The organism is Geomonas edaphica, assembly GCF_004917075.1.
GTDB lineage: Bacteria > Desulfobacterota > Desulfuromonadia > Geobacterales > Geobacteraceae > Geomonas > Geomonas edaphica.
Genome location: NZ_SSYB01000001.1, coordinates 934,643 through 957,790, shown reverse-complemented (window position 1 = coordinate 957,790; position 23,148 = coordinate 934,643). Strand labels below are relative to the sequence as shown.

The 23,148-nt window shown below is 59.4% G+C and carries 24 protein-coding genes; 19 read left to right on the top strand and 5 right to left on the bottom strand.

The features are described from left to right. The first annotated feature begins 92 nt into the window (after positions 1-92). Positions 93-650 carry a YaeQ family protein gene (locus tag E8K79_RS04100; RefSeq protein ID WP_136513593.1) on the top strand — a complete coding sequence of 186 codons (558 nt, stop codon included), beginning with the start codon at positions 93-95 and terminating at the stop codon, positions 648-650. A gap of 147 nt (positions 651-797) precedes the next feature. Here the strand turns inward: E8K79_RS04100 and E8K79_RS04095 are convergent, their stop codons facing one another. From E8K79_RS04095 to E8K79_RS04085, 3 genes are all read right to left on the bottom strand, one after another. After that, positions 798-1,526, bottom strand: coding sequence for a DUF72 domain-containing protein (locus E8K79_RS04095; RefSeq protein WP_136513592.1), 729 nt, complete (start codon positions 1,524-1,526; stop codon positions 798-800). Between the two features lie 14 nt (positions 1,527-1,540). Next, entirely contained in the window at positions 1,541-2,086 is a 546-nt protein-coding gene (locus E8K79_RS04090; RefSeq protein ID WP_136513591.1) for a phosphatase PAP2 family protein, read from the bottom strand. A gap of 153 nt (positions 2,087-2,239) precedes the next feature. Then, positions 2,240-3,259: a cytochrome c3 family protein gene (locus E8K79_RS04085; protein WP_136513590.1), complete on the bottom strand. Its 1,020-nt coding sequence runs from the start codon at positions 3,257-3,259 to the stop codon at positions 2,240-2,242. Positions 3,260-3,396: 137 nt separating this feature from the next. Between E8K79_RS04085 and E8K79_RS04080 the strand changes: the two genes are divergently transcribed. The 11 genes from E8K79_RS04080 (at position 3,397) to E8K79_RS04030 (ending at position 14,274) form a co-directional block, all read left to right on the top strand. Further along, positions 3,397-3,915, top strand: coding sequence for a DUF4124 domain-containing protein (locus E8K79_RS04080; RefSeq protein ID WP_136513589.1), 519 nt, complete (start codon positions 3,397-3,399; stop codon positions 3,913-3,915). An 88-nt stretch (positions 3,916-4,003) separates the two neighbouring features. Continuing rightward, a complete protein-coding gene (nadC, locus tag E8K79_RS04075; protein ID WP_136513588.1) occupies positions 4,004-4,834 on the top strand; it encodes a carboxylating nicotinate-nucleotide diphosphorylase in 831 nt (276 codons plus the stop codon). Beyond that, on the top strand, positions 4,831-5,814 hold the full coding sequence (locus tag E8K79_RS04070; protein ID WP_136513587.1) for a biotin--[acetyl-CoA-carboxylase] ligase: 984 nt from the start codon (positions 4,831-4,833) through the stop codon (positions 5,812-5,814). Before nadC ends, E8K79_RS04070 begins: the two co-directional genes overlap by 4 nt. 167 nt (positions 5,815-5,981) lie before the next feature. Then, entirely contained in the window at positions 5,982-6,749 is a 768-nt protein-coding gene (locus tag E8K79_RS04065) for a type III pantothenate kinase (RefSeq protein ID WP_136513586.1), read from the top strand. Between the two features lie 170 nt (positions 6,750-6,919). Beyond that, positions 6,920-9,019, top strand: a complete 2,100-nt coding sequence (gene fusA / locus E8K79_RS04060; RefSeq protein ID WP_135869645.1) for an elongation factor G — start codon at positions 6,920-6,922, stop codon at positions 9,017-9,019. A 77-nt stretch (positions 9,020-9,096) separates the two neighbouring features. Next, entirely contained in the window at positions 9,097-10,209 is a 1,113-nt protein-coding gene (locus E8K79_RS04055; RefSeq protein ID WP_136513585.1) for an SPOR domain-containing protein, read from the top strand. Between the two features lie 6 nt (positions 10,210-10,215). Then, complete coding sequence (locus E8K79_RS04050) at positions 10,216-11,106, top strand: hypothetical protein (RefSeq protein ID WP_136513584.1); 891 nt, start codon at positions 10,216-10,218, stop codon at positions 11,104-11,106. Positions 11,107-11,123: 17 nt separating this feature from the next. Continuing rightward, positions 11,124-12,017, top strand: coding sequence for a GTP-binding protein (locus E8K79_RS04045; RefSeq protein ID WP_136513583.1), 894 nt, complete (start codon positions 11,124-11,126; stop codon positions 12,015-12,017). Between the two features lie 3 nt (positions 12,018-12,020). Next, positions 12,021-12,704, top strand: coding sequence for an MgtC/SapB family protein (locus E8K79_RS04040; RefSeq protein WP_135869649.1), 684 nt, complete (start codon positions 12,021-12,023; stop codon positions 12,702-12,704). Positions 12,705-12,750: 46 nt separating this feature from the next. Further along, positions 12,751-13,287: a rubrerythrin gene (gene rbr / locus E8K79_RS04035; RefSeq protein ID WP_136513582.1), complete on the top strand. Its 537-nt coding sequence runs from the start codon at positions 12,751-12,753 to the stop codon at positions 13,285-13,287. A 165-nt stretch (positions 13,288-13,452) separates the two neighbouring features. Then, positions 13,453-14,274 (top strand): cytidylate kinase family protein, encoded by an 822-nt coding sequence (locus tag E8K79_RS04030; protein WP_136513581.1) that lies wholly within the window; start codon positions 13,453-13,455, stop codon positions 14,272-14,274. A 117-nt stretch (positions 14,275-14,391) separates the two neighbouring features. Here the strand turns inward: E8K79_RS04030 and E8K79_RS04025 are convergent, their stop codons facing one another. Beyond that, positions 14,392-15,249: a PHP domain-containing protein gene (locus E8K79_RS04025; RefSeq protein ID WP_136513580.1), complete on the bottom strand. Its 858-nt coding sequence runs from the start codon at positions 15,247-15,249 to the stop codon at positions 14,392-14,394. Between the two features lie 145 nt (positions 15,250-15,394). On the opposite strand from E8K79_RS04025, the gene E8K79_RS04020 reads away from it, so the two are divergent. From E8K79_RS04020 to E8K79_RS03995, 6 genes are all read left to right on the top strand, one after another. After that, the gene (locus tag E8K79_RS04020) at positions 15,395-15,619 is read left to right on the top strand and encodes a hypothetical protein (protein ID WP_129126267.1); all 225 of its coding nucleotides are present in this window, start codon (positions 15,395-15,397) and stop codon (positions 15,617-15,619) included. 1 nt (position 15,620) lies between these two features. Next, positions 15,621-16,277, top strand: a complete 657-nt coding sequence (locus tag E8K79_RS04015) for an endonuclease III domain-containing protein (RefSeq protein ID WP_136513579.1) — start codon at positions 15,621-15,623, stop codon at positions 16,275-16,277. A gap of 108 nt (positions 16,278-16,385) precedes the next feature. Continuing rightward, positions 16,386-17,243, top strand: coding sequence for an NAD(P)-dependent oxidoreductase (locus tag E8K79_RS04010; protein ID WP_135869655.1), 858 nt, complete (start codon positions 16,386-16,388; stop codon positions 17,241-17,243). A 443-nt stretch (positions 17,244-17,686) separates the two neighbouring features. After that, on the top strand, positions 17,687-19,474 hold the full coding sequence (gene ftsH / locus E8K79_RS04005) for an ATP-dependent zinc metalloprotease FtsH (RefSeq protein ID WP_136513578.1): 1,788 nt from the start codon (positions 17,687-17,689) through the stop codon (positions 19,472-19,474). A gap of 696 nt (positions 19,475-20,170) precedes the next feature. Beyond that, the gene (locus E8K79_RS04000) at positions 20,171-20,644 is read left to right on the top strand and encodes a YehS family protein (protein ID WP_136513577.1); all 474 of its coding nucleotides are present in this window, start codon (positions 20,171-20,173) and stop codon (positions 20,642-20,644) included. Positions 20,645-20,663: 19 nt separating this feature from the next. Next, positions 20,664-21,023: a hypothetical protein gene (locus tag E8K79_RS03995; RefSeq protein WP_136513576.1), complete on the top strand. Its 360-nt coding sequence runs from the start codon at positions 20,664-20,666 to the stop codon at positions 21,021-21,023. A 5-nt stretch (positions 21,024-21,028) separates the two neighbouring features. Here the strand turns inward: E8K79_RS03995 and E8K79_RS03990 are convergent, their stop codons facing one another. Then, positions 21,029-21,724 (bottom strand): hypothetical protein, encoded by a 696-nt coding sequence (locus E8K79_RS03990; RefSeq protein WP_136513575.1) that lies wholly within the window; start codon positions 21,722-21,724, stop codon positions 21,029-21,031. A 223-nt stretch (positions 21,725-21,947) separates the two neighbouring features. Here E8K79_RS03990 and E8K79_RS03985 point away from each other — a divergent pair, with 223 nt between their 5' ends. After that, positions 21,948-22,730 carry a dienelactone hydrolase family protein gene (locus E8K79_RS03985; protein WP_136513574.1) on the top strand — a complete coding sequence of 261 codons (783 nt, stop codon included), beginning with the start codon at positions 21,948-21,950 and terminating at the stop codon, positions 22,728-22,730. Positions 22,731-23,148 lie beyond the last annotated feature (418 nt).

The following is a 23,148-nucleotide window of genomic DNA, read 5'->3' as shown; positions in this document are numbered from 1 at the left end:
GCGCCTTCCCTTGCTCGTTTAAGGCGACAGGCACCTGCGGAGCCTCTCACCTGCAATCTGCCCCGCGCACTAAATAAAAAGGAGTCTTTTAAGTGGCACTTCCCTCCACTATTTACCGCGCTTCCGTGCAGCTCTCGGACCTGGACCGCCAGATCTACGCCGAGCTGCAGACCACCATCGCCCAGCATCCCTCCGAGACCGCGGAACGGCTGCTTACCCGGCTTCTGGCATACGCGCTTTGCTACCGCGAGGAGCTATCCTTCACCAAGGGGATCGGCTCTGGCGACGAGCCGGATCTCTGGAGCAAAGGACCGGATGGGCGTGTGCAGCTCTGGGTTGAGGTGGGGCAGCCAGATCCTGAACGGCTCGCGAAGTCTTGCCGCCACGTGGAGCACGCGGTCCTGCTTGCCTTCGGGGCCAACGTGACCCGCTGGCTGGCCCAGCACCAGCAGAAGCTGGAACAGGTGAAGAACCTCACCGTCTGCATGGTTGGTTTCAAGTTCCTGAGGGAGCTTTGCGACGGGTTGGAACGGGTCATCAACTGGTCGGTCACCATCACTGAGGGAAATATCTACCTGACGGTCGGCGGCGGGAGCGTTGAAACTACGGTTGAGCATGTTTGTGGGCCGCAGCGCACAGAGTTGGTTTAATGGGTAAGCCGGCGTTTCATCTAAAGGCAAATCCCCCTGTCCCCCCTTCGCAAAGGGGGGGACGCAGGGGCTCATGTAGGGCTTCGTGGGGAGCTGGCGGGTTGTACGCCTCTATTGAGTGGGGAGTGCCACCGACGGCACCTCGGGCTACGCCTTTAGCATGGCTGCGAGACCGCGGGCGTTTTGGGGGGCGGCGCCGCCTGCGTCGTTGTTGAAATATATATACACATCCAAACCGCGCCCCAGGTACTTCCTGATGCGGGCCGCGTCTTTTTGCAACTCCTCGTCCGTGTAAAACCCGTTGTAACTCCCTTGCAAGCCGTGCCGCCTGATGTAGACGAAGTCCGCCGTGATGGGTGTTTCATCCAGAAAGGTCGGATGGTCCGCCATGCAGAGCGAGACGTTGCGGCTGCGACAGAGCCTCACCACGTCGTCGGTAAGCCAGCTCTCGTTCCTGAACTCGAGCGTGTGCCTGCCGTGATAAGGTGCCACTTGGTCGAGAAAGCTCTCCAAGCGCGGCATATCCGCCCTGAACTGCGGCGGGAACTGCCAGAGCACCACCTGCAGCTTCTCGCGCAGTTCTTCCGCCGGGGTGAAGAACCTCGCGACGGCCTCCTCTATGTCAACTAGTCTCTTTATGTGCGTGATGAAACGACTACCCTTGATGGCGAAGGAAAAGGACCCCTCGCTTTCCTCATACCAGTGCTGGAACGTCTCGGCCTTGGGCGTCCGGTAGAAGGTGACGTTCAGCTCAACGGTGTCGAACACGGAGCGGTAATGCTCGAACCACCGCTTGGCGGGAAGCCCTTCGGGATAGAAATTGCCACGCCAGTGGTCGTAGCTGAAGCCGCTGCATCCGAGAAAGAGCTTCGCCATGACGGGTTCCTCCTTTACCAGGAGCGCTGCCAGCGCATGCCGATCCAGTCCGGTCCGATGGTCGGGGCGATGTGAGTGGCGTTTTCGGGGGTGACGAAGAGTTTGCCGACGCCGAAAGCGATGGCGCCCGAGGCGATGGCGTCGCGCCAGCGATGGCTGTGGTTGTCGACGCGGTTGTACGCGACGTAGGCGGTGCCTATCCAGGCGGGAAGGCCGTAGTGCCACCCGTAGCGCTCGCTTAAAAAGGCGGCGCCCGATCCGGCGAATGCTACATGTCCGGATGGGAAGCCGTAGGGATGACCGTTGGGACGCTCGCCCCAACTGGTCTGATTGAAGCCGAGCCTTGCCGCGGAGGTGATGAGCTGGTTGGCGGCCAGGTTGCGCAGCCACTGCTTTTCACCTTCCGCGTCGTCCTTGAAGAAGGCGACCGCGAAGGCTGTGACGGGAATGACGGTCATGACTACGTCGCCGATGATAACGTCGTCGGCCTTGGCGGGATGCGAAGGGAGCAGGGTCATAAGCATGAGCAGAGCGGCGAGGCAGTAGCGGCGTCTTGACATGGGTGGCCCTCCGGTTAGAAGAATTTCAAACTCGGCAAGTATACCCGATGCCGCCGAGCGGGCCACAGGTTTTCTCTGTTGGGGAAAGGGCGTAAAAAAAGGCGGGACCTGTTCAGGTCCCGCCTTTTGATGTTTTTGATTACCGCTTGAGAGTTACATCTTGTGGCACTTGTCGCACTCACCGGAAGAGGTGAAGGCGTCTTTGCCGTTGTGGCATGCGCCGCAGGACAGACCTTTTTCCATGTCGCCCATGGTGTGATGCTTGGCACCGGCCTGCATCGGGAAGATCTTGTTGTGGCAGTCGGCACACTTGTAGGCTTCAAGGTGGAACTCGTGGCTGAAGGTTACTTCGCCGCCATCGTTCTTGAAGAGAATCTTGCCAGGCTTGTAACCCTTGTGGCACTTGTTGCAGTCACCGGCAACGGTGAAGGCTTCCTTGCCGTTGTGGCAGCCGCCGCAGGACTTGCCTTTGCCCATATCCGCCATGGTGAAGTGCTTAGCGCCTGCCTTGAAGGCGAAGAGCTTGGTGTGGCAGTCTTTGCAGCTGAACGCTTCGAGGTGGAAGTCATGGCTGAACTTCGCGTCGGTCACCCCTTTGGCCTTCCAGGTGATCTCGCGCGGCTTCATCCCGGCGTGGCACTTACCGCAGTTGCCGGCGACGGTGAAGGCTTTTTTACCGTTGTGGCATGCGCCGCAGGTCTTGCCTTTTTCCATCTGGGCCATGGTCACGCGCCCTTCCTTGCCGGTGATCACGGTGCCGTTGTGGCATGCCCTGCAGGAACCGACCTTGGCGATGTGAACGGAGTGGCTGAATACAGTCTGGCCGGCGCTTTTTACTTTGAAGTCTACGTTGCGCGGCTTGCCTTTGTGACATTTGACGCAACTCTTTTCATCGGCTACGCTGAAGGCCTTGATGCCGGTGTGACAGGCACCGCAGGACTTGGTCTTCTCCATCTCTGCCATGGTGAAGTGGTGCTTCGCCTTAAGATCGAAGATAGCGTTGTGACAGATCCTGCAATTGTTGTTATATTTCTTCAGGTGCACATCGTGACTGAAGACAACTGCATCCGCGTTCTTAAGAGGGAACTTGACGTCTTTGGTCTCTTTTGCGAAAAGCGCAACAGGCGACGCGCAGACGATAAGAACCATAAGTAAGGCGAGGCGAAACTGCATGGTACACTCCTTCTGGCTATTTATTTGCTCTGCCTAGGCACAGCCGGGATAATATACACATCGCAATAGCCATCGTCAATTCAAAACTATTGATTGTTTTTTATGTTCGGCCATTTAAGGCACCAAAAGGGGGAAGGATGAGGCACCTGTTGCTCTCTCTTCTGATACTGGCTCTCCTGTCACCGCTGCCTGCACGAGCGGCCTTCTATCAATGGACCGATGCGGAAGGCGTGGTGCACTTCACCGATAACCGCAACAAAATCCCTAAACAGTACCTGGACCGGGCGCGCCGGGTTGAGGTTTCCGACAAGGCCACGACGGTTGCCCCCTCAACCGGCGGGACGATGCGACAGGAGCCGCAGCAAAAGCCGCTCGAGCCGGGCGGTCACGGCGAGCGCTGGTGGCGCGACCGCTACAAGACGCTTAGAAGCGAACTGAAAAGCCTGCAGGACGGCCGTACCGGCAAGGAACAGGCGCTCGAGGAGCTGCGTCGTAAGCGTACCTTCTTCCATAAGGCGAGCGACCGTCAGGCGATAAACGTCATGGAAGCCGAGATCGCCGGCGACGATGCGAAGATAAGCGAGATGCTCAACAGGATCCAGGCCCTCGACCTTGCCGCGGCCCAGGCCGGAGTCCCGCTGGAGTGGCGTCAGTAGCATCTTGGCGGGATTTATTAGCGGTTGCGGGCCTAGTTAAGCTGTGCTATAAAAAAATGCCGCTTAACACAGGGAGATGCCGGATAATATGAACCAAATCGATAACATAATTGATAACGCCCTCGCCGAGGATATCCACACCGGGGACATCACAACCCTTTCCGTGCTCACCAAGCCACGCAGGATGCGCGCACGTCTTGTCGCGAAGGAGGCCATGGTCCTTTCCGGCATCGATGTTGCCCGCCGCGTTTTTGCCCGGCTCGATGCCGACATCACCTTCACCGCGGAATTTCAGGACGGTGCGCGCCTTGAGAAGGGCGACATCATAGCCAGGATGGAAGGGGATGCCGCCTCGCTTTTGCAGGGGGAACGCGTCTCCCTGAACCTTTTGCAGCGCATGTCCGGCATTGCCACGCAGACCGCGGCCTTCGTGCAGGAACTTGAGGGAACCGGCGCGCGAGTGGTCGATACCCGCAAGACGACCCCGGGCCTGCGCGTCCTTGAGAAGTACTCCGTGCGCGTGGGGGGAGGGACGAACCATCGCACCGGACTCTACGACGGCGTTCTCATCAAAGAGAATCACATCGCCGCCGCAGGGGGGATCGCCGAGGCGGTGCGCGCTGCCCGAGCCTACATCCCGCACACCCTGAAGATCGAGGTGGAGACCGAGACGCTTGACGAGGTGCAGCAGGCGCTGGACGCCGGTGCGGACATCATCATGCTCGACAACATGAGCCTTGATCAGATGACCGAGGCTGTGCAACTTATCGATAAGAGGGCGCTGGTCGAGGCGTCCGGGGGGGTGAACCTGAAGACGATCAGGTCCATAGCCCTGACCGGTGTGGATATCATATCGGTCGGTGCGCTCACCCACTCGGTACGCGCGACCGACATCTCAATGCTCATGGAGGACGTTTGAAAGACTCCGGGGTCGACGGCAGGATCATAGAGCTGTTCCGCTCCGGCGACGGGGTCGTCTCCGGAGCTGCGCTCAGCCGGCTTTTAGGCGTTTCGCGCACCGCCGTCTGGAAGCACGTCAAGGGGCTGCGCGCCGCAGGATATCTCATCGAAGCAGTCCCCTCGAAGGGTTACCGGTTGCTCTCCTCCCCCAAACTCCTCACCCAGTTGGATCTCTCTTCCGGCCTCACCACCAGGAGGGTCGGTTCCCGCATCGTCTGCCTAAAGGAAACGGAGTCCACGAACCAGGTCGCCTTCAAGATGGCCGAGGAAGGTGCCGTCGAGGGGACCGTGGTCATCGCCGACGCTCAGAGTGCCGGGAAGGGCAGGCTCGGCCGGGTATGGCTGTCGCCTGCCGGCGTGAACCTCTACTGCTCCGTGGTGCTGCGTCCGGACATAGCGCCGATGGCGGCTTGCCAGCTTACCTTTCTCTCCGTGGTCGCCGTGGCGCGTGCCATCGAGAGCTGCACGAGCTTGAAGCCACAGATCAAGTGGCCCAACGACATCCTGATTAACGGTAAGAAGGTAGCCGGGCTTTTGAACGAGATGAACGCCGAGACCGAGAAGGTGAATTTCGTCGTGCTCGGGATCGGGGTGAACCTGAACATCAGGATGTCGTCGATAGCGGAGTCGCTTTTGCGCCATCCGGCTACCTCGCTGATCGAGGAGGGTGGCGAGGAAGTGGATCGGGTCGCCTTCACCAGGAGGCTTTTGACCGAGCTTGACGCGCTCTACGACGTCTTCCTGCAGGAAGGGGAGGGGCCGGTAAGGGCTGAGTGGCTCGAGCGTTCCGCGATCCGGGGGCGCAGCGTTAAAGTGAGCCAGGGAGAGCGCGAGTTCACCGGTGAGGTGCAGGGGGTGGATTCCTTCGGTGCGCTCCTCGTCAAGCTTATCGACGGCACGGTCGAGACGGTGCTCTCAGGCGACGTGGCGCTGATTTAAAGTCAGACCAACGGCTTTAACGCAAAGACGCAAAGTCGCGGAGACGCTAAGGAGAAACAGGTTTTAAGGCTACCCCTTTCGATGTTTTCTTTGCGGCTTCGCGCCTTGGCGTCTTTGCGTTGAAGCCTTGCTTTCAGTCTTTAGTTTTTAGTCTTTGGAGGTTTCGTTTGCTTTTGGTGATTGACGTAGGGAACAGCAACATCGTTCTCGGCATATACGACGAGGAGCGCCTCGTACAGGACTGGCGGGTTTCCACCGACAAGTCCAAGACCATCGACGAGTACGGCATCCTGTTCCACGACCTGTTCCGCCTATCGGGGATCGTCTTCTCGGACGTGAAGGACATCATCGTCTCCTCGGTGGTCCCCACCCTGACCGGGGTGCTCGAAAAGCTCGCACGCCAGTACTTCAAGATCACCCCCTACATCGTGGGCCCGGGGATCAAGACCGGCATGCCGATCCACTACGACAACCCAAAGGAGGTCGGCGCGGACCGCATCGTCAACGCCATAGCCGGCTACGAGAAGTACCGCTCGGCGCTCATCATCGTCGACTTTGGCACCGCGACCACTTTCGACTACGTGAACAAGAAGGGCGAGTACTGCGGCGGGGCCATCGCTCCGGGGCTTGCCATCTCCATGGAGGCGCTGTTCCAGAAGGCGAGCAAGCTGCCGCGCGTCGACATCGCTCGCCCGCCGAGCATCATCGCCAAGAACACGGTGAACTCGATGCAGGCCGGCATCTTCTTCGGCTACGTGGGACTCGTCGACGGCATCGTGCAGCGCATGAAGGCCGAGGGGAAGGAGCCGTTGAAGGTCATCGCCACCGGCGGCCTCGCCTCGCTCATTGCACCCGAGTCGAGCACCATCGAGGCGGTGGACGAGTTCCTCACCCTCGAGGGGCTGCGCATCATCTACAAAAGGAACAAGCCTTAGGGCTTACGCGTAACCGGCACATGCAGGTCCATCCGCAAGGCGGGTGAGGGAGGTTCCCGAAATCCACTCCAGAGTTTCAGCCAGGTAGTTGGTAGTAGTCTGTTTCGTCTCAAGTCAGGTCTCGTTGAAGCGTAGGTCATTGATGATCTTCATTCTAAAGGGAGGGCACTATGGGAAGGTATGAAACGGCAAAACTGCGTAACCTCGGTATTGTAGCTCACGGCGGCGCCGGCAAGACCACGCTGGCCGAGGCGATCCTGTTCGATACGGGCATGATCGACCGGCTCGGGCGGGTCGACGACGGCAGCTCCACGATGGATTTCGAGCCGGAAGAGATCAAGCGCCGGATCTCCATCACCTCCTCCCTCGACCACTGTGAATGGAACGGGCACTCCATCCACATCGTCGACACCCCGGGATACGGAAACTTCATCGCTGACACCCGCGCCTGCATGCGTTCCCTCGACTGCGCCGTGGTGATCCTCTCCGCCATTTCGGGGGTCAAGGTCCAGACCGAGGAGGTCTGGCAGTGGGCCAACGAATTCGAGGTCCCGCGCATCGCCTTCGTGAACAAGATGGACCGGGAACGCGCGAGCTTTTTGCGCGCCATAGACGACATGGAGAAGGCGCTCGGGGCGCGCGGGGTAGCGGTGCAGATGCCGCTTGGCGCAGAGGAGAATTTCGAGGGGGTGGTCGACCTAGTGCGGATGAAGGCCTACCGCTACGCGAAGGATCTCTCCGGCAAGTTCTCCGAGGAGGAGATCCCGGCCGAGTACCGCGACGAGGCGCAGCGACTGCGCGACATGATGGTTGAGACGGTGGCCGAGGCGTACGACGCGCTCACCGAGAAGTTCCTCGACACCGGCGAACTCACCGAAGAGGAGATTATCGACGGCATCAGGGTCGGCACCATGCGCAGCACCTTCACCGCCGTCTTCTGCGGTTCGGCCGCAATGAACATCGGCGTAGCACAGCTTTTGGACGCGATCTGCAACTACCTGCCGTCTCCCCTGGACCGAACCAAGGCGGTGGGGATCGATCCGAAGACGGAACAGATCATCGAGCGGGGACCTTCAGAGAGCGAGCCGTTTTCGGCACTGGTCTTCAAGACCACCTCCGATCCGTACACCGGCAAGATCACCATCTTCCGCGTCTACTCCGGTGTCCTCAATTCCGATTCCCTGGTCTACAACTCGACCAAGGGGGTGCAGGAGCGCATCGGCCAGATCTTCGAGCTGGAAGGAAAGAAGCAGCACCCGATCAAGCAGGCGGTCGCCGGCGACATCGTAGCCGTGGCGAAGCTAAAGGAGACCGTGACCGGCGACACCCTCTGCGACGAAGGAAAGCCGATTCTCTACGAGCCGGCCCAGCCGCTCACCCCGGTCATCTCGTACGCCATCGAGCCTAAGACCAAGAACGATGAGGACAAGATCCACGGCGCCCTGCAGCGCATGATCGAGGAAGACCCGACCATCGAGAGCCACCGCGACCCGCAGACCCGCGAGTTCATCATCTCCGGCATGGGGCAGGTGCACCTCGAGGTGATCGTCGAGAAGATGAAGCGCAAGTTCGGGGTGGAAGTGCTCCTGAAGACCCCGAAGGTCCCGTACCTGGAGACCATCCGCGGCAGCGCGAAGGTGCAGGGGAAATACAAGAAGCAGTCCGGCGGACGCGGCCAGTACGGCGACTGCTGGATCGAGCTCTCGCCGATGCCGCGCGGCGAAGGGTACCTCTTCGAAGACAAGATCGTCGGCGGCGTGATCCCGCGCCAGTACATCCCGGCGGTGGACAAGGGTATCCAGGAGGCGGCCAAGGACGGCTTCCTCGCGGGGAACCCGGTGGTCGATTTCAAGGTCGCGCTCTTTGACGGCTCCTTCCACACCGTCGACTCCTCGGAGATGGCCTTCAAGGTCGCCGGATCCATGGCGTTCAAGAAGGCTATGGAACAGTGCAAGCCGGTGCTCCTCGAGCCGATCGTCAACATGAAGATAACCGTGCCGGACGAGAACATGGGTGACGTCATCGGCGACCTGAACTCCAGGCGCGGCAAGGTGGTCGGCGTGGAGCCGAAGGCGAACTCGCAGATCATCAGGAGCGTCGTCCCGATGTCGGAGGTACTGACCTACTCCAACGACCTGCGTTCTATGACCAGCGACCGCGGCATGTTCACCTCGGAGTTCTCCCATTACGAGGAGGTTCCGAGCCACCTGGCGCAGAAGATCATCACTGAGGCGCAGGATCAGAAGAACAACAACCATAAGAGCGCTTAGCTGAACGTACTGCCCGGTCTCTTCGATTGAGGAGACCGGGCAGGTAATTTTTCGATGCAATAGGGAGGATGGGCCAGATGGCGAAAGAATTTTTTCCGGAAGAAGATGAAAATGCTGCACAGAAGAAGAGCTCGCAACAGCGGCTCCTTTTGCTGCTTCTGCTCCTCATCATCCTTTTTGCGTACCTGTACTTCTTTACCGGTCTGATCAAGCCGCGCGGGGAACAGGCTTCCGCCCCGACACCGCCGCCTGCTCCTGCCGTGGTCAAGAAACCGCTGCCGCCGCGTCCGACCTCCGCCTCCACCTCCGCAAATGCTACGGCGGACAAGCCTAAGTCTGCCGAGGCTACCCCCGGCAAGCCCGCGGAGGCTGGAAAGCCTGCTGCCCCACCTTCGGCTGCTCCGGCAAAACCGGAGGCGGCCGCTAAGCCTGCTGCTCCGGCCGCTCCTGCCAAACCGGCTCCTGCTAAAGAGGCGAAACCTGCTGCTAAGGAAGCGAAACCGGCTCCGGCCAAGGAAGCGAAGGCTGCTCCGGTTAAGGAAGCGAAGGCTGCTCCGGCTAAGGAAGCTAAGCCCGCCGCTCCCGCCAAGCAGGCAAAAGCCGCTCCTGCCAAAGAGGCAAAGCCTGCCGCTGTCAAAGAGCCAAAGGCTGCAGCGGCCAAAGAGGCGAAACCCGCCGCGAAGACAGCGGCAAAGGCCAAAGCTGTCAAGCCCGCCGTAGCCTCGGCAAAGGGGGGATTTGCCCTGGAGCTGGATAACGACCTCGCCGAGAGCGAGATCCCGTCGGTGACGAACAAACTGAAGAAGGCGGGTCTCACCCGCGTGGTCACCATCAAATCGCACAAGGGCGAGCCGATGCACCGCCTCTTCCTCGCTGACTTCGGCAACCACGACGAGGCTGCCGAGGAACTGGGGCGCCTGAAGGGCGTGGCACCGAACGCCTTCATGCTCAAGGAGAACGGCCGCTATGCCGTCTATGCCGGTTCCTTCATGAGGGAAGGGAAGGCCGCCGTAGAGCAGGACCGTCTCTACGACAAAGGGGTTCGTCTGGTGCTGAAGAAGGCCAACATCCCGGTTACCGTGGTCAAGGTCCGCGCCGGCAGCTTCACCGATCCGACCAGCGCGGAGAAGGCGGCGGCAGGCCTTAAGAAAAGCGGACTCACGGCTAAGGTCGTCAAAGCGGGGAAATAAAATTCCGTGTCGAAAGTTACCTTGAGGATCTCAGCGGCAGCCGCTCCTTACGCAGGCGCGGACAAACCCAGAGAGAGCCGGATTCTCGCCGCCTCCGGCAAGGTGCCGCTGCCGCCGTCCGATCTCGTACTGCTTTTGTACTACCTCTGCCATGATCCGGACCAGGAGGTAAAACGCCTCGCGGTCGGGACGCTGCGCTCCCTGGATGCGCCGTTTCTCGTCGGGATACTGGCTGATCCGGCGCTGCCGCCGGTTGTGCTGGACGCGCTGGTGCAACTGCACGGCAAGCGACAAGAGCTCGGGACCGTTTTTGTCGGACACCCGAACCTCTCCGAGAAGGCGTCGGCGTGGCTTGCCGCGCAGGGGATCGTTCCCGTAGTCCCAGCATCCGCCGCCGCTAATGGTCAGGAGCCGCAACGGCGGCATGATCCCGCCGCCGAGGACTCTTGCGCCGACGACGAGGAAATCGACGAAGAGCGCTTTCAGTCGAAGTTCCAAATAGCGCAGGAACTCGGGGTAAGCGAAAAGATCAAGATCGCCATGACCGGTGACAAGGAGTGGCGCACCATCCTGATCAAGGACAACAACAAGCTCGTCTCGGGTGCGGCCATCAAGAACCCGCGCATGACCGAGGCGGAGGTGCTCGCCATCGCGAAGTCGACGGTGCAAAACGATGAAATCCTGCGGGTGATCTGCGCCAACAAAGAGTGGGTCAAGAACGCACAGATCAGGAAGGCGCTCGTGGAAAACCACAAGACGCCGCTTCCCAGCGCCCTGCGCTTCCTGGGAACCTTGGGGGAAAAGGACCTCGCCTCCCTTGCGAAAAGCAAGAACATCAACACGGTGCTGGCGACGCAGGCACGCAAGATCCTGATGAGCAAGAAAGAAAAAAGGTAGTTCAGGGGGGACCTCGAATGGCTCTGGTGAACCAGGCAAAACGCGAAATAAACGCCAAGATAGTCTTTTTCGGCCCCGGCCAGGCAGGGAAGGGAACCAGCCTTAGGCACATCTTCAACAAACTGAAGCCGGAATTCCGCGGCGCGATGAAGGTGATGAGCGTGCAAGGCGCGCGCATGTTGTTCTTCGACTTCACCCCGCCCGGCGACGGCAACGTGGATGGCTTCCGCGTCCGTTTTCACCTGTACACCGTCTCCGGACCGGTTGTGGATCCGGCCGCCTGGAAGATGGTGCTGAAGGGGGCGGATGGCATCGTCGTCGTGGCCGACTCCTCGCCGCACCGTCTCGATGAGAACCGGGCCGCCATGGACGAACTTTCTTCCTACCTGAAGGGGTACGGACAGGGGTTGAGCACCGTTCCGGCCGTTTTGCATCTGAACAAGAACGATCTTGCCGATGCCCTCCCGGTCGCCGAGCTGGAGCGCCAGTTGAACCCTTCGCGGCTGCTCGCCTTCAGCACCTCCGGCCACAGCGGGCAGGGGGTACTGCAAGGGGTGATGGCTCTGGTGAAGAGCATCCTGACCGGCCTGCGTGCCAAGGGCGCCGATGGGATCGCAAGCGGTGAAACCCTGCAGCACATGGTGGAAGGGACAGCGGCCCCTGCCGGGCCTGCGGCACAGGTGCCGGCAGAGTCTTTCGCCGAGGTACCCCCTCCCGCCGCACCGGCTGAAGCGTCCGAGGCTGTTCTGGAGCTTTCAGAAGCGGCGGACGAAGCACCGCTTTCCCTGGAAATCGCGGCAACTCCGGTCGTTGCTGAAGGTGACCAGATCCGCGTGCCGCTCACCATCCGCTGCGGTTCGCGCGAGAAGACCGTCGTGCTGACCCTTTCGCTTGGGCTCTCCGAGGAGTAGCGTTTGGGACCCGAATTGAGCATCCATCTTTTGGCCCGCCTGCTGCTCGCCTCCTTCCTCGGGGGGCTGATCGGCCTGGAGCGGGAGATACACGGCCGCCCGGCCGGCTTCCGCACCCACCTGCTCGTATCGCTTGGTGCATGCCTTTTCACAATTACCTCGCTCGAGATGTACCGCGTCTTTGGAAATTTCAGCGGTAACGGACCGGTCGGCGTCGATCCCGGGCGCATCGCGGCGCAGGTGGTGACCGGCATCGGCTTTCTGGGCGCGGGTGCCATCATCCGCGAGCGCGCCTCAATCCGCGGACTCACCACCGCCGCCTGTCTATGGGTCGCCGCAGCACTCGGTATCGCCTGCGGCATCGGTCTCTTTTGGCTTGCCATCTCAGTCACCCTCGTGGCGCTCGTCAATCTCCTGCTCCTGAAAGAGGTGGAGCGTAGGCTCACCCGTGACACCTACGTGTTGGTGAAGGTGTGGGGGGAGGATAAGGGGGACTTCCTCGCCCGCGTCTACGACATCCTGAGCGATACCGGCATGGACAACGTGGACGCGAAGTTGCAAAAAGACCTCGAAAAGGGGGTCATATCCATAGAACTGCAGGTCAAGCAGGCGAAAAAGGGGTCGTCCGTCGAACTGCTTGCCCGCTTAAGTGCTGTCGACGGGGTCAAGAGGGTCAGCGTGGACTGACCAACCTGACAACGTTTTTCAAGCAACAACGAAAGGAGAACAGAGCATGGCGGAACTGAAAGGAAGCAAGACCGAGAAGAACCTGATGGAAGCGTTCGCCGGCGAGTCGATGGCGCGCAACAAGTACACCTACTACGCGGCGGTGGCCAAGAAGGAAGGGTATGAGCAGATCGCGGCACTGTTTCTCGAAACGGCCGAGAACGAGAAGGAGCACGCGAAGCTCCACTTCAAGGCCCTCAGCGGCCTTGGCGACACCGTGACCAACCTGAAGGCTGCGGCGGCAGGCGAGTACGCCGAGTGGGTCGACATGTACCCGCGCATGGCCAAGGAGGCGCGCGAGGAGGGGTTCACGGCGCTGGCGACCATGTTCGATGGCATCGCCGCCATCGAAAAGGCGCACCAGGAGCGTTACAAGGCGTTGCTCGCCACGGTGGAAGAGGGGACCGTCTTCAAGGAAGAGGCTCCGACCAGCTGGAAATGCCGTAACTGCGGCCACATCCACGAGGGAACCGACGCCCCGGACCTCTGCCCGGTCTGTCACCACCCGAAGGCACACTTCGAGCGTCTCGCGGAAAACTACTAACCAAAAGAGGCGGGGGAGAGTCTCCCCCGCCTCTTTTGTCTCTCAACTCCTACGTTTGCCCCCGCTACACCTGAGTCCAGTTCCCCGAAAGCAGCAAAACCCCTTGTATACGGACGACTTTACATGCTATGATTCGTGCGTTTTTCATTAGCAAAGGAGGCATGCATGGCAATCATCACAATATCCAGGGAGATGGGTACCGGCGCCTACGCCATCGCGAAGGAACTTGCGAAAAAGCTCAAGTACACCCTAGTTGACCGGGTGAAGATCGAAGAGCTCGCTCCTTCCTATGGTCTGACACCGGAAATCCTGGAACGGGTGGACGAGAAGCCCCCGTCATACCGTACCGCGGAAGACCGCCTGCAGGCAGCTCACCTTGCCACCATGGAGCTGATCCTCCTTGACTGCGCCAAGAAGGGGAACGTCATCCTTTACGGCAGGGGTGCTCAGGACCTCATCAAGGGACTCACCAACGTGCTCAAGGTACGTTTCGTCGCGCCGTTTGAAGACCGGGTGGAAAAATTCGCGGAAAGGGAGTGGATCGATCCGGACCTGGCCCGTGAGTTGATCCGCAGAAGTGACCACCAGCTCGGCGGTTTCATCCACTTCTACTTCGACCGCGACTGGAATGACCCGCTGGCTTACGACCTTCTTTTCAACACCAAGGTCTGCACCCCGCACGCCATGATCGAGGCAGTCATCGCCGCTTCCAAGGACGCACGTCTCAAGGAAGGGGAGGAGGAGTCGATGGAGCTTCTCGATGATCTCATCCTGGCCAAGAAGGTGGAGGCGGAACTGCTGAAATCGTCGCTTGCACGCGCCCTGAAGTTCTGCATCAGCTGCGAGGACGGTGTGGTCACCATCGCCGGCCACGTGCAGGCGGAGGAGGAGATCGAGGAGGCCGTCAAGCTGGCCATGTCGGTGAAGGGTGTGGTCGACGTGGAGAGTGAGCTCGATGTGCTGAGCTACAAGCCGGTGAAGGACTAGAGGCAGGTCTATCCGCAGCAACTGACATACACGAACGGCAAGGGCCGGGCGGCGCGGAAGGGGTGAGAATCAGCAGGTTTTCAGTCCCGTTCCTAGCCGCCAGGCCCTTTCTTTTTCCTAACCCCTCTCTTCTTTCATGCGCCTGAGTTCGGTGACGCAGCTGTACGGGATCGCCATCGTGCCGCGGCCGGTACCCATGCTGATCCCTTCCTCGATGCCGTGGTAATCGGACCCGCCGGTCCAGATCAGCCCTTTCTTCTCGGCATAACTCCGTAAAAACCAGCTTTCCTGCTCGCTGCAGACGTTGTTGAAGGCTTCCACGCCGGAAAGCCCCATCGCGCTCAGTTCGTCGATGATGCGGGAGAGGGTGTCGCGGTCGTTGGTTATCGTGGTGGGATGCGCCAGTATGGCGATGCCGCCCAGACGCTGCACCGTAGCGAGCGCCTCCTCCATCGGGAAGTAGCGCTTCGGGACGTCGCAGGGAAGCAGATAGCGCACGAAGGCGTCCTGCATGTCGCGCACGTACCCCTTGTGCATCAGCACCTGCGCTATGTGCGGGCGCCCGAGCGCGCCACCGGCGAGGGCGGCTGCTTCGGCGCTCGAGATGGGCTTTCTCCCTTCGGTGGCGAGCTTTTCGTTGATCCTGTTGACGATGGCGTCGCCGCGCGCCTCCCTGCGGTCCCTGAACTCCTTCAGGATCTCCTGGAGTTGCAGGTCGCGGTGGTCGAGCAGGTAGCCCAGAAGGTGGACGTCCTTGAAGGAGCTGTAGGCGACGGAGAACTCGAGCGCGGGGAGCACTTCTACCCCCGCGGCGGCGCCGGCGGCGAGCGCCTCGTCGATACCTGCCACGGTGTCGTGGTCGGCTAGTGCGATTGCCTTAAGGCCAAGCCCCTTGGCCATGGCAACCAGTTCGGTGGGGGTGCGCACGCCGTCGGAAAATGTTGAGTGAAGATGAAGGTCTACCAGATCGTTCATGAGAGTCTCCCGGATTTAATCAGTAGGTCATTATAGGGGTTTCTCTCTTTTGTGCAACCGCTAAGGGACACTTAGCAGTTGCCTTGAACCGGTCCATCTTGTATAACGAAGCTTTGCGTTTTTCACAATAAAAGCAGAGGTGTTCGTGGCAAAGACAAAAGGTATGGCGGGGGCGATTTTTGCCCTGTCGACGTTCATCATCGGCGGGCTCATGACCTTCACCGGGCTGGGTCTCATCGCCTTCATGAAGTATAAAGATCTCATGGGCCTTGGAGAGGGGCGCAGCATCGGTATTCTCCTGGTTTGCGTAGGTCTCATCGCCTCCATTCTCGGGGTGCTTGTGATGCGCATCGTGAACAACAGGATCTGACATGCGTGACGAGCAGATTCATGAGGCCATAGCGATACTGAACGAGGCGGTCAAGGCCTGGGTCAGTCCTGCTGTGACCATTGTGGCTACCCAGGGGCGCGATCCCTTCAAGGTGCTCGTCTCCTGTATCCTTTCCCTGAGGACCCGCGACCAGACCACGGCCGAGGCGTCGTCGCGGCTCTTCGTCCTGGCGGATACGCCGCAAAAGATGGCGCATCTGACCGTTGCTGAGATCGAGCAGGCAATCTACCCGGTCGGTTTCTACCGTGTGAAAGCGGAGCAGATCCTCGCCATCTCGCAAAGCCTCTCCGATCTGTACCAGGGGGCGGTCCCTGATGACCTGGAAACGCTGCTCACCTTCAAGGGGGTGGGGCGTAAGACCGCGAACCTGGTTGTCACGCTCGGTTTTGGCAAGCCCGGCATCTGCGTCGACATCCACGTGCACCGCATCTGCAACCGTTGGGGGTACGTGAAAACAAACACGCCGGAGCAGACCGAGTTCGCCCTGAGAAAGAAGCTGCCTGATCAATATTGGATCATAATCAACGATCTTCTGGTCACTTTCGGGCAGAACCAGTGCACCCCTGTCTCACCGCGTTGCTCCACCTGTTCCTTGTACCAGTTGTGCGACAGGGTCGGTGTCAGTAAATCAAGATAAAACAGTGTTGCAGAAATTCGCTCATTGAGTATAATGGGGCCTTGAATTTTGCCGCTGAACCGAAATGCTATCCAGCTGGTGTAGCGCACCAGCCACTCTGGGGGGATTATGCTTAAGAAGATAGGTTTTGTGGGACTGGGCACCGTCGGTGTTCACATGGCAGCCAACCTTGCCAAGTCGGACTACCAGTTAACGGTGTTTGACCAGGACGCCAATGCCATGGCCGAACTGTCGAAACTCGGGGTGAAAGTCGGTGATTCCCCTGCTGCCACCGCCAAGGGGCAGGACCTGGTCATCGTCATCGTTCCTGAGAGCAAGTTCCTGGTCTTTGGCGAGAACGGGGTGCTGGACGGCATCGATCCCGGCACGATCCTCGTCGACATGGGCACCCACTGCCTTGAGACCATAGAGCGGATGGCCGAGGAGGCCAAGAAACGCCGCGTCATGTTCCTCGAGGCGCCGGTTTGGGGGAGCAAGGAGCACGCCGCCAACGGTCTGCTCACCATCCTGGCCGGTGGAGACGAGGCGCTCCTCGGGCGCTGCCGCGAGCCGTTCTCTTACTTCGGGCTTAACATCATTCACATCGGGAAGATCGGTGACGCCACCCGGATGAAGCTGATCGTTAACCTGCTGCAGGCCGAGATGATGCAGTCGCTCTCTGAAGGACTCGTCTTCGGCGAGAAGATGGGCTTCAAGCCGGACAAGATCCTCGAGGTGCTCGACTCCGGCGGGGTTGCCTCGCCGCTGTTCCACTCCAAGGGGCGCTCCATCGCGCGCGGCGATTTCAGCCGCAACCTCGCCCTCAAGTACGTGCACTCCCAGATGCTGCGCGTGCTCGAGGTGGCCGACAAACTCGAGCTCGACCTTCCGGCAGCGAAGACCGTCGCGGGGATCTACGAGCAGGCGGTCAATGACGGCAGGGGCGAGGAGGATTTCTCCGCCATTGTGAAGCTGCTGCGCAAGTAGTTTTCCGGATAATAACGGTTTCAGCCAAAGAGGCATCCCTTACGGGGGATGCCTCTTTTTTTGTGCCAGTCTCCTCCCTTACGAACATCGATCCGGCTTGCCGCGGAACATGGAGTACAGCGGCCGCAAGATGTCTTAGCCCACTCACCGCAACACGAGCCCTAGCGTTCCCCCCTTTGCGAAGGGGGGACAGGAGGGATTTGCTTTAATCAGGCAGCAAATGCTAGATGCATCGAAGTAAATGAAAAATATTTGAGTGTACAAAAAAGTTACGACTACGGTAGAAATACATATTCGCACGTTTTGCGACGTAAAAAGTTTGTTTAGCGCATGCTTATCGAGAAACATTATCGTACCAACGCTAAACTATTTCAGACTGAAGTTGTAATACAGCACTGAATACCATTCGCATGCTTAACTAGTTCAGTGCCAACAGGAGAAATATGGGAAGCACGAGAAACAAGAAGCTCATATTGGTGATGTTGTCGCTTGGCCTTCTAACCTTAGCCGGCTACGGCATCTATGCCTGGCAGACACACGGTGACAGAAGCAAACAGATCAGTTACACCGCCTTCATGCAGAAGGTGAACGCAGGCAGCATTGCAAGAGCCAGCATCGCGGGCGAAGAGATTACCGCCGATGCTAAAAGCGGTGAGAAGTACCGGCTCTTTGTTCCGGCAGGAGCCAACTTGCCCGACCTGCTCATCGCGAAGAAGGTAGATCTTACGTCAACCCCGGCCTCTGGCGGACCGAAATGGTTCGAAATCGGCTTCTTCGTCGCTATCGCTGTATTCCTAATCGTCGTACTGAGACGCTTTACCGGCATGGGGAGAAGCCGCGCCAGGATGATCGACTACGCCGAGTCTGCAACGCGCTTTTCCGACGTGGCGGGTGCCGAGGAGGCCAAGGTCGAACTCCTCGACACGGTTGAATTCCTCAAGGATCCTAAGAAGTTCTCCCTGCTGGGCGGCAAGATGCCTACCGGCGTCCTGCTGGTCGGCCCTCCGGGCACCGGTAAGACTCTCATCGCCCGCGCCGTTGCAGGCGAGGCCGACGTTCCCTTCTTCTCCATTTCCGGCTCTGAGTTCGTCGAGATGTACGTCGGCGTGGGGGCTTCGCGCGTGAGGGATCTCTTTGCCCAAGCCAAAAAGGCGGCGCCCTGCATCGTCTTCATTGACGAGATCGACGCCGTCGGCCGCAAGCGTGATGCGGCGGTAGGTGGTGGGGCAAGTGACGAGCGCGACCAGACCCTGAACCAGCTCCTCGTGGAGATGGACGGCTTCGAGGTGAACTCCGGCATAGTCGTACTGGCTGCGACGAACCGACCGGAAATCCTCGACGCCGCACTGCTGCGCTCCGGCCGCTTTGACCGTCAGGTGACCGTAGGGTCCCCGGACATCAGGGGACGCGAGGCGATCCTGAAGGTGCACGCGAAGAACGTCCCGCTGCATGACGATGTCGACCTGATGGTGATCGCACGGGGAACCCCCGGCTTTTCGGGCGCGGACCTCGCCAACGTAGTGAACGAGGCAGCCATCATGGCTGCGCGCTCCAACAAGGAGCGTGTCGAGATGATCGATTTCGATCTCGCCAAGGACAAAGTCCTAATGGGGGCCGAGAAAAAGTCGATGGTTCTGTCGGACAAGTCGAAGCTTTCCACGGCGTACCACGAGGCCGGGCACGTGCTGGTTGCGAAGCTCACCCCCGGCTGCGATCCGGTGCACAAGGTAACCATCATCCCGCGGGGTCGCGCCATGGGGGTGACGGTTCAGATCCCCGAGGACGACATCTACTGCTACACCAAAGAGATGCTGGTGGCCCATCTGAAGGTGCTTATGGGCGGACGCGCCGCGGAGGAGTTGATCTACAGCACGACCACCACCGGCGCGGGGAACGACCTGGCCAGGGCGACCGACACCGCGCGCAAGATGGTCAGCGAGTGGGGGATGTCGCGGGCCTTCGGTCCGGTGGCCTTCGGGCATAACGAAAGCGCAGAGCCGGGTGCAAAGAAAGGTTTCAGCGACGTCACCGCCCTCGAGATCGACAACGAGATCCGTTCCATCGTCACCGGCTGCTACTCCGATGTGATGGCCCTCTTGAGGGAGAACATGGACGTCCTTGAGCGATTGTCCAGGGAACTGTTCGCGAAGGAAACTTTGGATTCCGCAGAGATCGACGCCATTCTTGGATTGCCTGAGGTGGAGGATGATGCAGGCATGGCAGCCGCATGAATTTTTTCCCGGCCGAAGGTTCAACCTTCGGCGCTGGGAATTTACTCGCGCGGCTGGAGGTGCAACCTTCGGCGTTTTGAATTTACTCGCGCGGCTGGATGTTCAACCTTCGGCGTTTTGAATTTACTCGCGCGGCTGGATGTTCAACCTTCGGCGTTTTGAATTTACTCGTGCGGCTGGAGGTTCAACCTTCGGCGTTTTGAATTTACTCGTGCGGCTGGAGGTTCAAGCTTCAGCGTTTTGAATTTACTCGCGCGGCTGGAGGTTCAACCTTCAGCGTTTTGAATTTACTCGCGCGGCTGGAGGTTCAACCTTCAGCGTTTTGAATTTACTCGCGCGGCTGGAGGTTCAACCTTCAGCGTTTTGAATTTACTCGCGCGGCTGGAGGTTCAACCTTCGGCGTTTTGAATTTACTCGCGCGGCTGGAGGTTCAACCTTCTGCGTTTTGAATTTACTCGCACGGCTGGAGGTTCAACCTTCAGCGTTTTGAATTTACTCGCGCGGCCGGAGGTTCAACCTTCTGCGTTTTGAATTTGCTCCCGCGGCCGGAGGCCAAATCTTTTGGAGTTTGAATTTACTGTAGCAACGTAAGCCTGAACCGCCGCCACCCCAACCATCAAAATCTTGCAGAGTGCAACGGTAAATGCTATGTAGTAGCCGGGCTTCCCGCCTCCGTTTAATACATAGGAGCAACCGATGACCAACAACGATGTTTTTCGCAGACTGCGCTATGCGCTGAACCTCAACACTCAGAACGTGATCGAGGCTTTCCGGCTTTCGGATATGAAGATGGGGCAGGCGGACATCACCAGCTTGGTAAAGAAGGAAGAGGAGGAAGGCTTTCGCGAGTGCAGCGACGAGGTGCTCGAGGCTTTTCTGGATGGGCTGATCGCGTTGAAACGCGGCAAGCGGGAAGGGGAGGCTGCGGCGCCGCTCCCGGCACAACTCACCAATAACGACACCCTGAAGAAGATCCGCATCGCCCTAGCCCTCAAGGAGGACGAGATGCTCGCGATCTTCAAACTTGCCAAGTTCCCCGTTTCCAAGCCCGAGCTGAGCGCGGTGTTTCGCGCCAAGACACATGAGAACTACAAGCCGTGCGGCGATCAGATGCTCCGGAATTTTCTGAAGGGGCTTACTATGAAGTACCGTGAAGGGGTGCAGCAGTAAAAGGTGAAGGGAGGTGCGCTTGGAGCATCACGAAAGCCAACCGGCCGCTGATCGGGCTGATGCTGCAGAAGTGGTAGATGCCGTTCAAATAGCTTCCGGGCTCGCCGCGGTGCGCAAGCGCCGCATGTGCCTTTGGGGCGTACTCATCGTTTATCTTCCCGCTATGTGGGCCACCCAAAAGATCACCCACTCCTTCAGCGGCTCCATGCCGGTCTTCTTCCTCTGGTTCGTCCTGCTGCTCTGGGCCATGGCATATTCCGCCACGGCCCGCTGCCCCCGTTGCAAAAACTACTTTCACATGCACGGCATGATGCTTTTGTATCTGCGTAAATGCCTGCACTGCCAATTGCCGCTCAACGCGGACAAAGCCCCTCGCTGATCCAGCTACTGTTTCCCCTGCGGTGCAGGCTGTCCCTGCAGCCGTGCTGCCTCCCGTTCTTGCGCCGTCATCTCATATGCCGCCTTCGCCTTTGTTACGGCGGTCATCGCCTGGTCCAGCGAGTACGAGAGGCTTTCTCCGTCCGTTTCACCCTTTCGAATGAACATAGCCATGTCCCGCACCCCCTGCTCGGTTAGGTGCCTTGAGAGATGCATCTTAACGGCGGTAAGATCCGATGCGAACGCCCGGTACGCACGCTGCACATGCGCGCTCTGCTCCGCTATCGGCTCGAAGGCGTCGCCCAGGATGAGCGTGGGCATTTGTGCGCTTCTTGAGAGCCTGGGATAACGGCACTGCCCGGCCGACGCCTCGGCCTCCACGAGATAGGAGTTCCCGCGGTAGATGAGACCGTCCGCGTTTTGTGTCAGCCGGTTCCCCGCGCCTTCCATCAGGTTTAGCTTCGCCGTGAAGGATTTATACGCAGTGGGAAGATCGGCCTGGTCCGCGAAAAGCAACTCCTCGAGCGCCTGGCGGGTGTCCCTGGCCTTCATCTGCGCGTACGTCAGGTCATCCTGAACGTTTTGCAGCGTTGCTGTCTTCGGTGCGGTCCAGTTCGTCCAGGTTGCGCACCCCGCGAGCCATAGAAGCGCGGCAGCTGATATGATGCGAACCGTTAAACTGCAGAGGTTTTGTTGTCTCATGGCAGGCTCCTGTTATGATGTTCGACTGGTAAATGGTACTGAAAGGTATGGGACTGTCAACGGCCAGTGGTGTGTCAGGACGTGAGGTCGGGGATTATGGTCTGAAGGAAACTGTTTTTGGTACAATACGACATGACTCATGCAGGTAGTCAGTGAAGGTACAGATGTCTCGAACATCAATGAAAGTCGTACGTTGCATGGCAATGGACGGTTGGAGGAGACCATGAAAAAATATCTGTTCGCATTGATGATGACACTGGTAGCGCAAAACGCAGCTGCCGGAGTGGTAGGCAAGATCGTTGAATACCGCCAGGGGGATACCGTGCTTGAGGGGTACCTGGCCTATGACGATTCCATCAAGGAAAAGCGTCCGGGAGTACTGGTGATCCACGAATGGATGGGTGTAAGTTCATACGAAAAGATGCGGGCCGAGCAACTCGCGAAGCTTGGCTACGTGGCCTTTGCCGCAGACATCTACGGCAAGGGGGTACGTCCGGTCACTCCCGACGCTGCCGCCAAGGAGGCGGGTAAATACCGCGGCAACGACCGGAGCCTGATCCGGGCCAGAGGAGCGGCGGGCCTTGAGAAACTAGCAAGTTTCCCCCAGGTCGATCGCAAGCGTCTGGCCGTGATCGGCTATTGCTTCGGCGGCACTGCGGCCCTTGAGCTTGCGCGCGGTGGGGCGGACCTGTTAGGGACGGTCAGCTTTCATGGCGGACTCAGTACACCGAACCCGGCAGATGCCAGCAACATAAAAGGTGAAGTGTTGGTGCTGCACGGGGCGGACGACCCCTACGTGAAGCCCGACGAGGTGACGGCGTTCCAGAAGGAGATGCGTGACGCCAAGGTCGACTGGCAGATGAACTACTACGGCAACGCCGTGCACAGCTTCAGCAATCCCAAGTCCGGCAACGACAACAGCAAAGGTGCCGCCTACAACGAGAAGGCGGACCGGCGCTCATGGGAGGCGATGAAGCTCTTCTTCAACGAGATTTTCGCGAAGTAAATAGGTTCTTCAGGGAGAAATAGGTTCTTCAGGGAGTTTCTGGGGGGGGCGAAGAGTAACTGCCCACGAAGTGCAACATGGGGCCCAACGTTCCCCCCTTCGCAAAGGGGGGGCAGGGGGGATTTGCCTTGGACAATACCAGCTCCTGCTGACGCAGCCCTCGCGCACAGTGCATCACATAATGAAACTTGCAGAACAGCCACTTCGGGCTCTCCCTTGAGGAAATCAACTGTAGGACAAAAGCAAAATCCCCCCCGTCCCCCCTTCGCAAAGGGGGGGCGCGAGGGCACCTGCGACGCCTCGTGGCACCTGGGGTGCCTCCCGGCCCGCTTGGAAGAGCTCAGGGATGAACCTTGGCGGGGAAACCGCGAACTGCGGCAGAAGTTGCCAGGTTAGAGAGCTTGACTTGTCCCCGCGG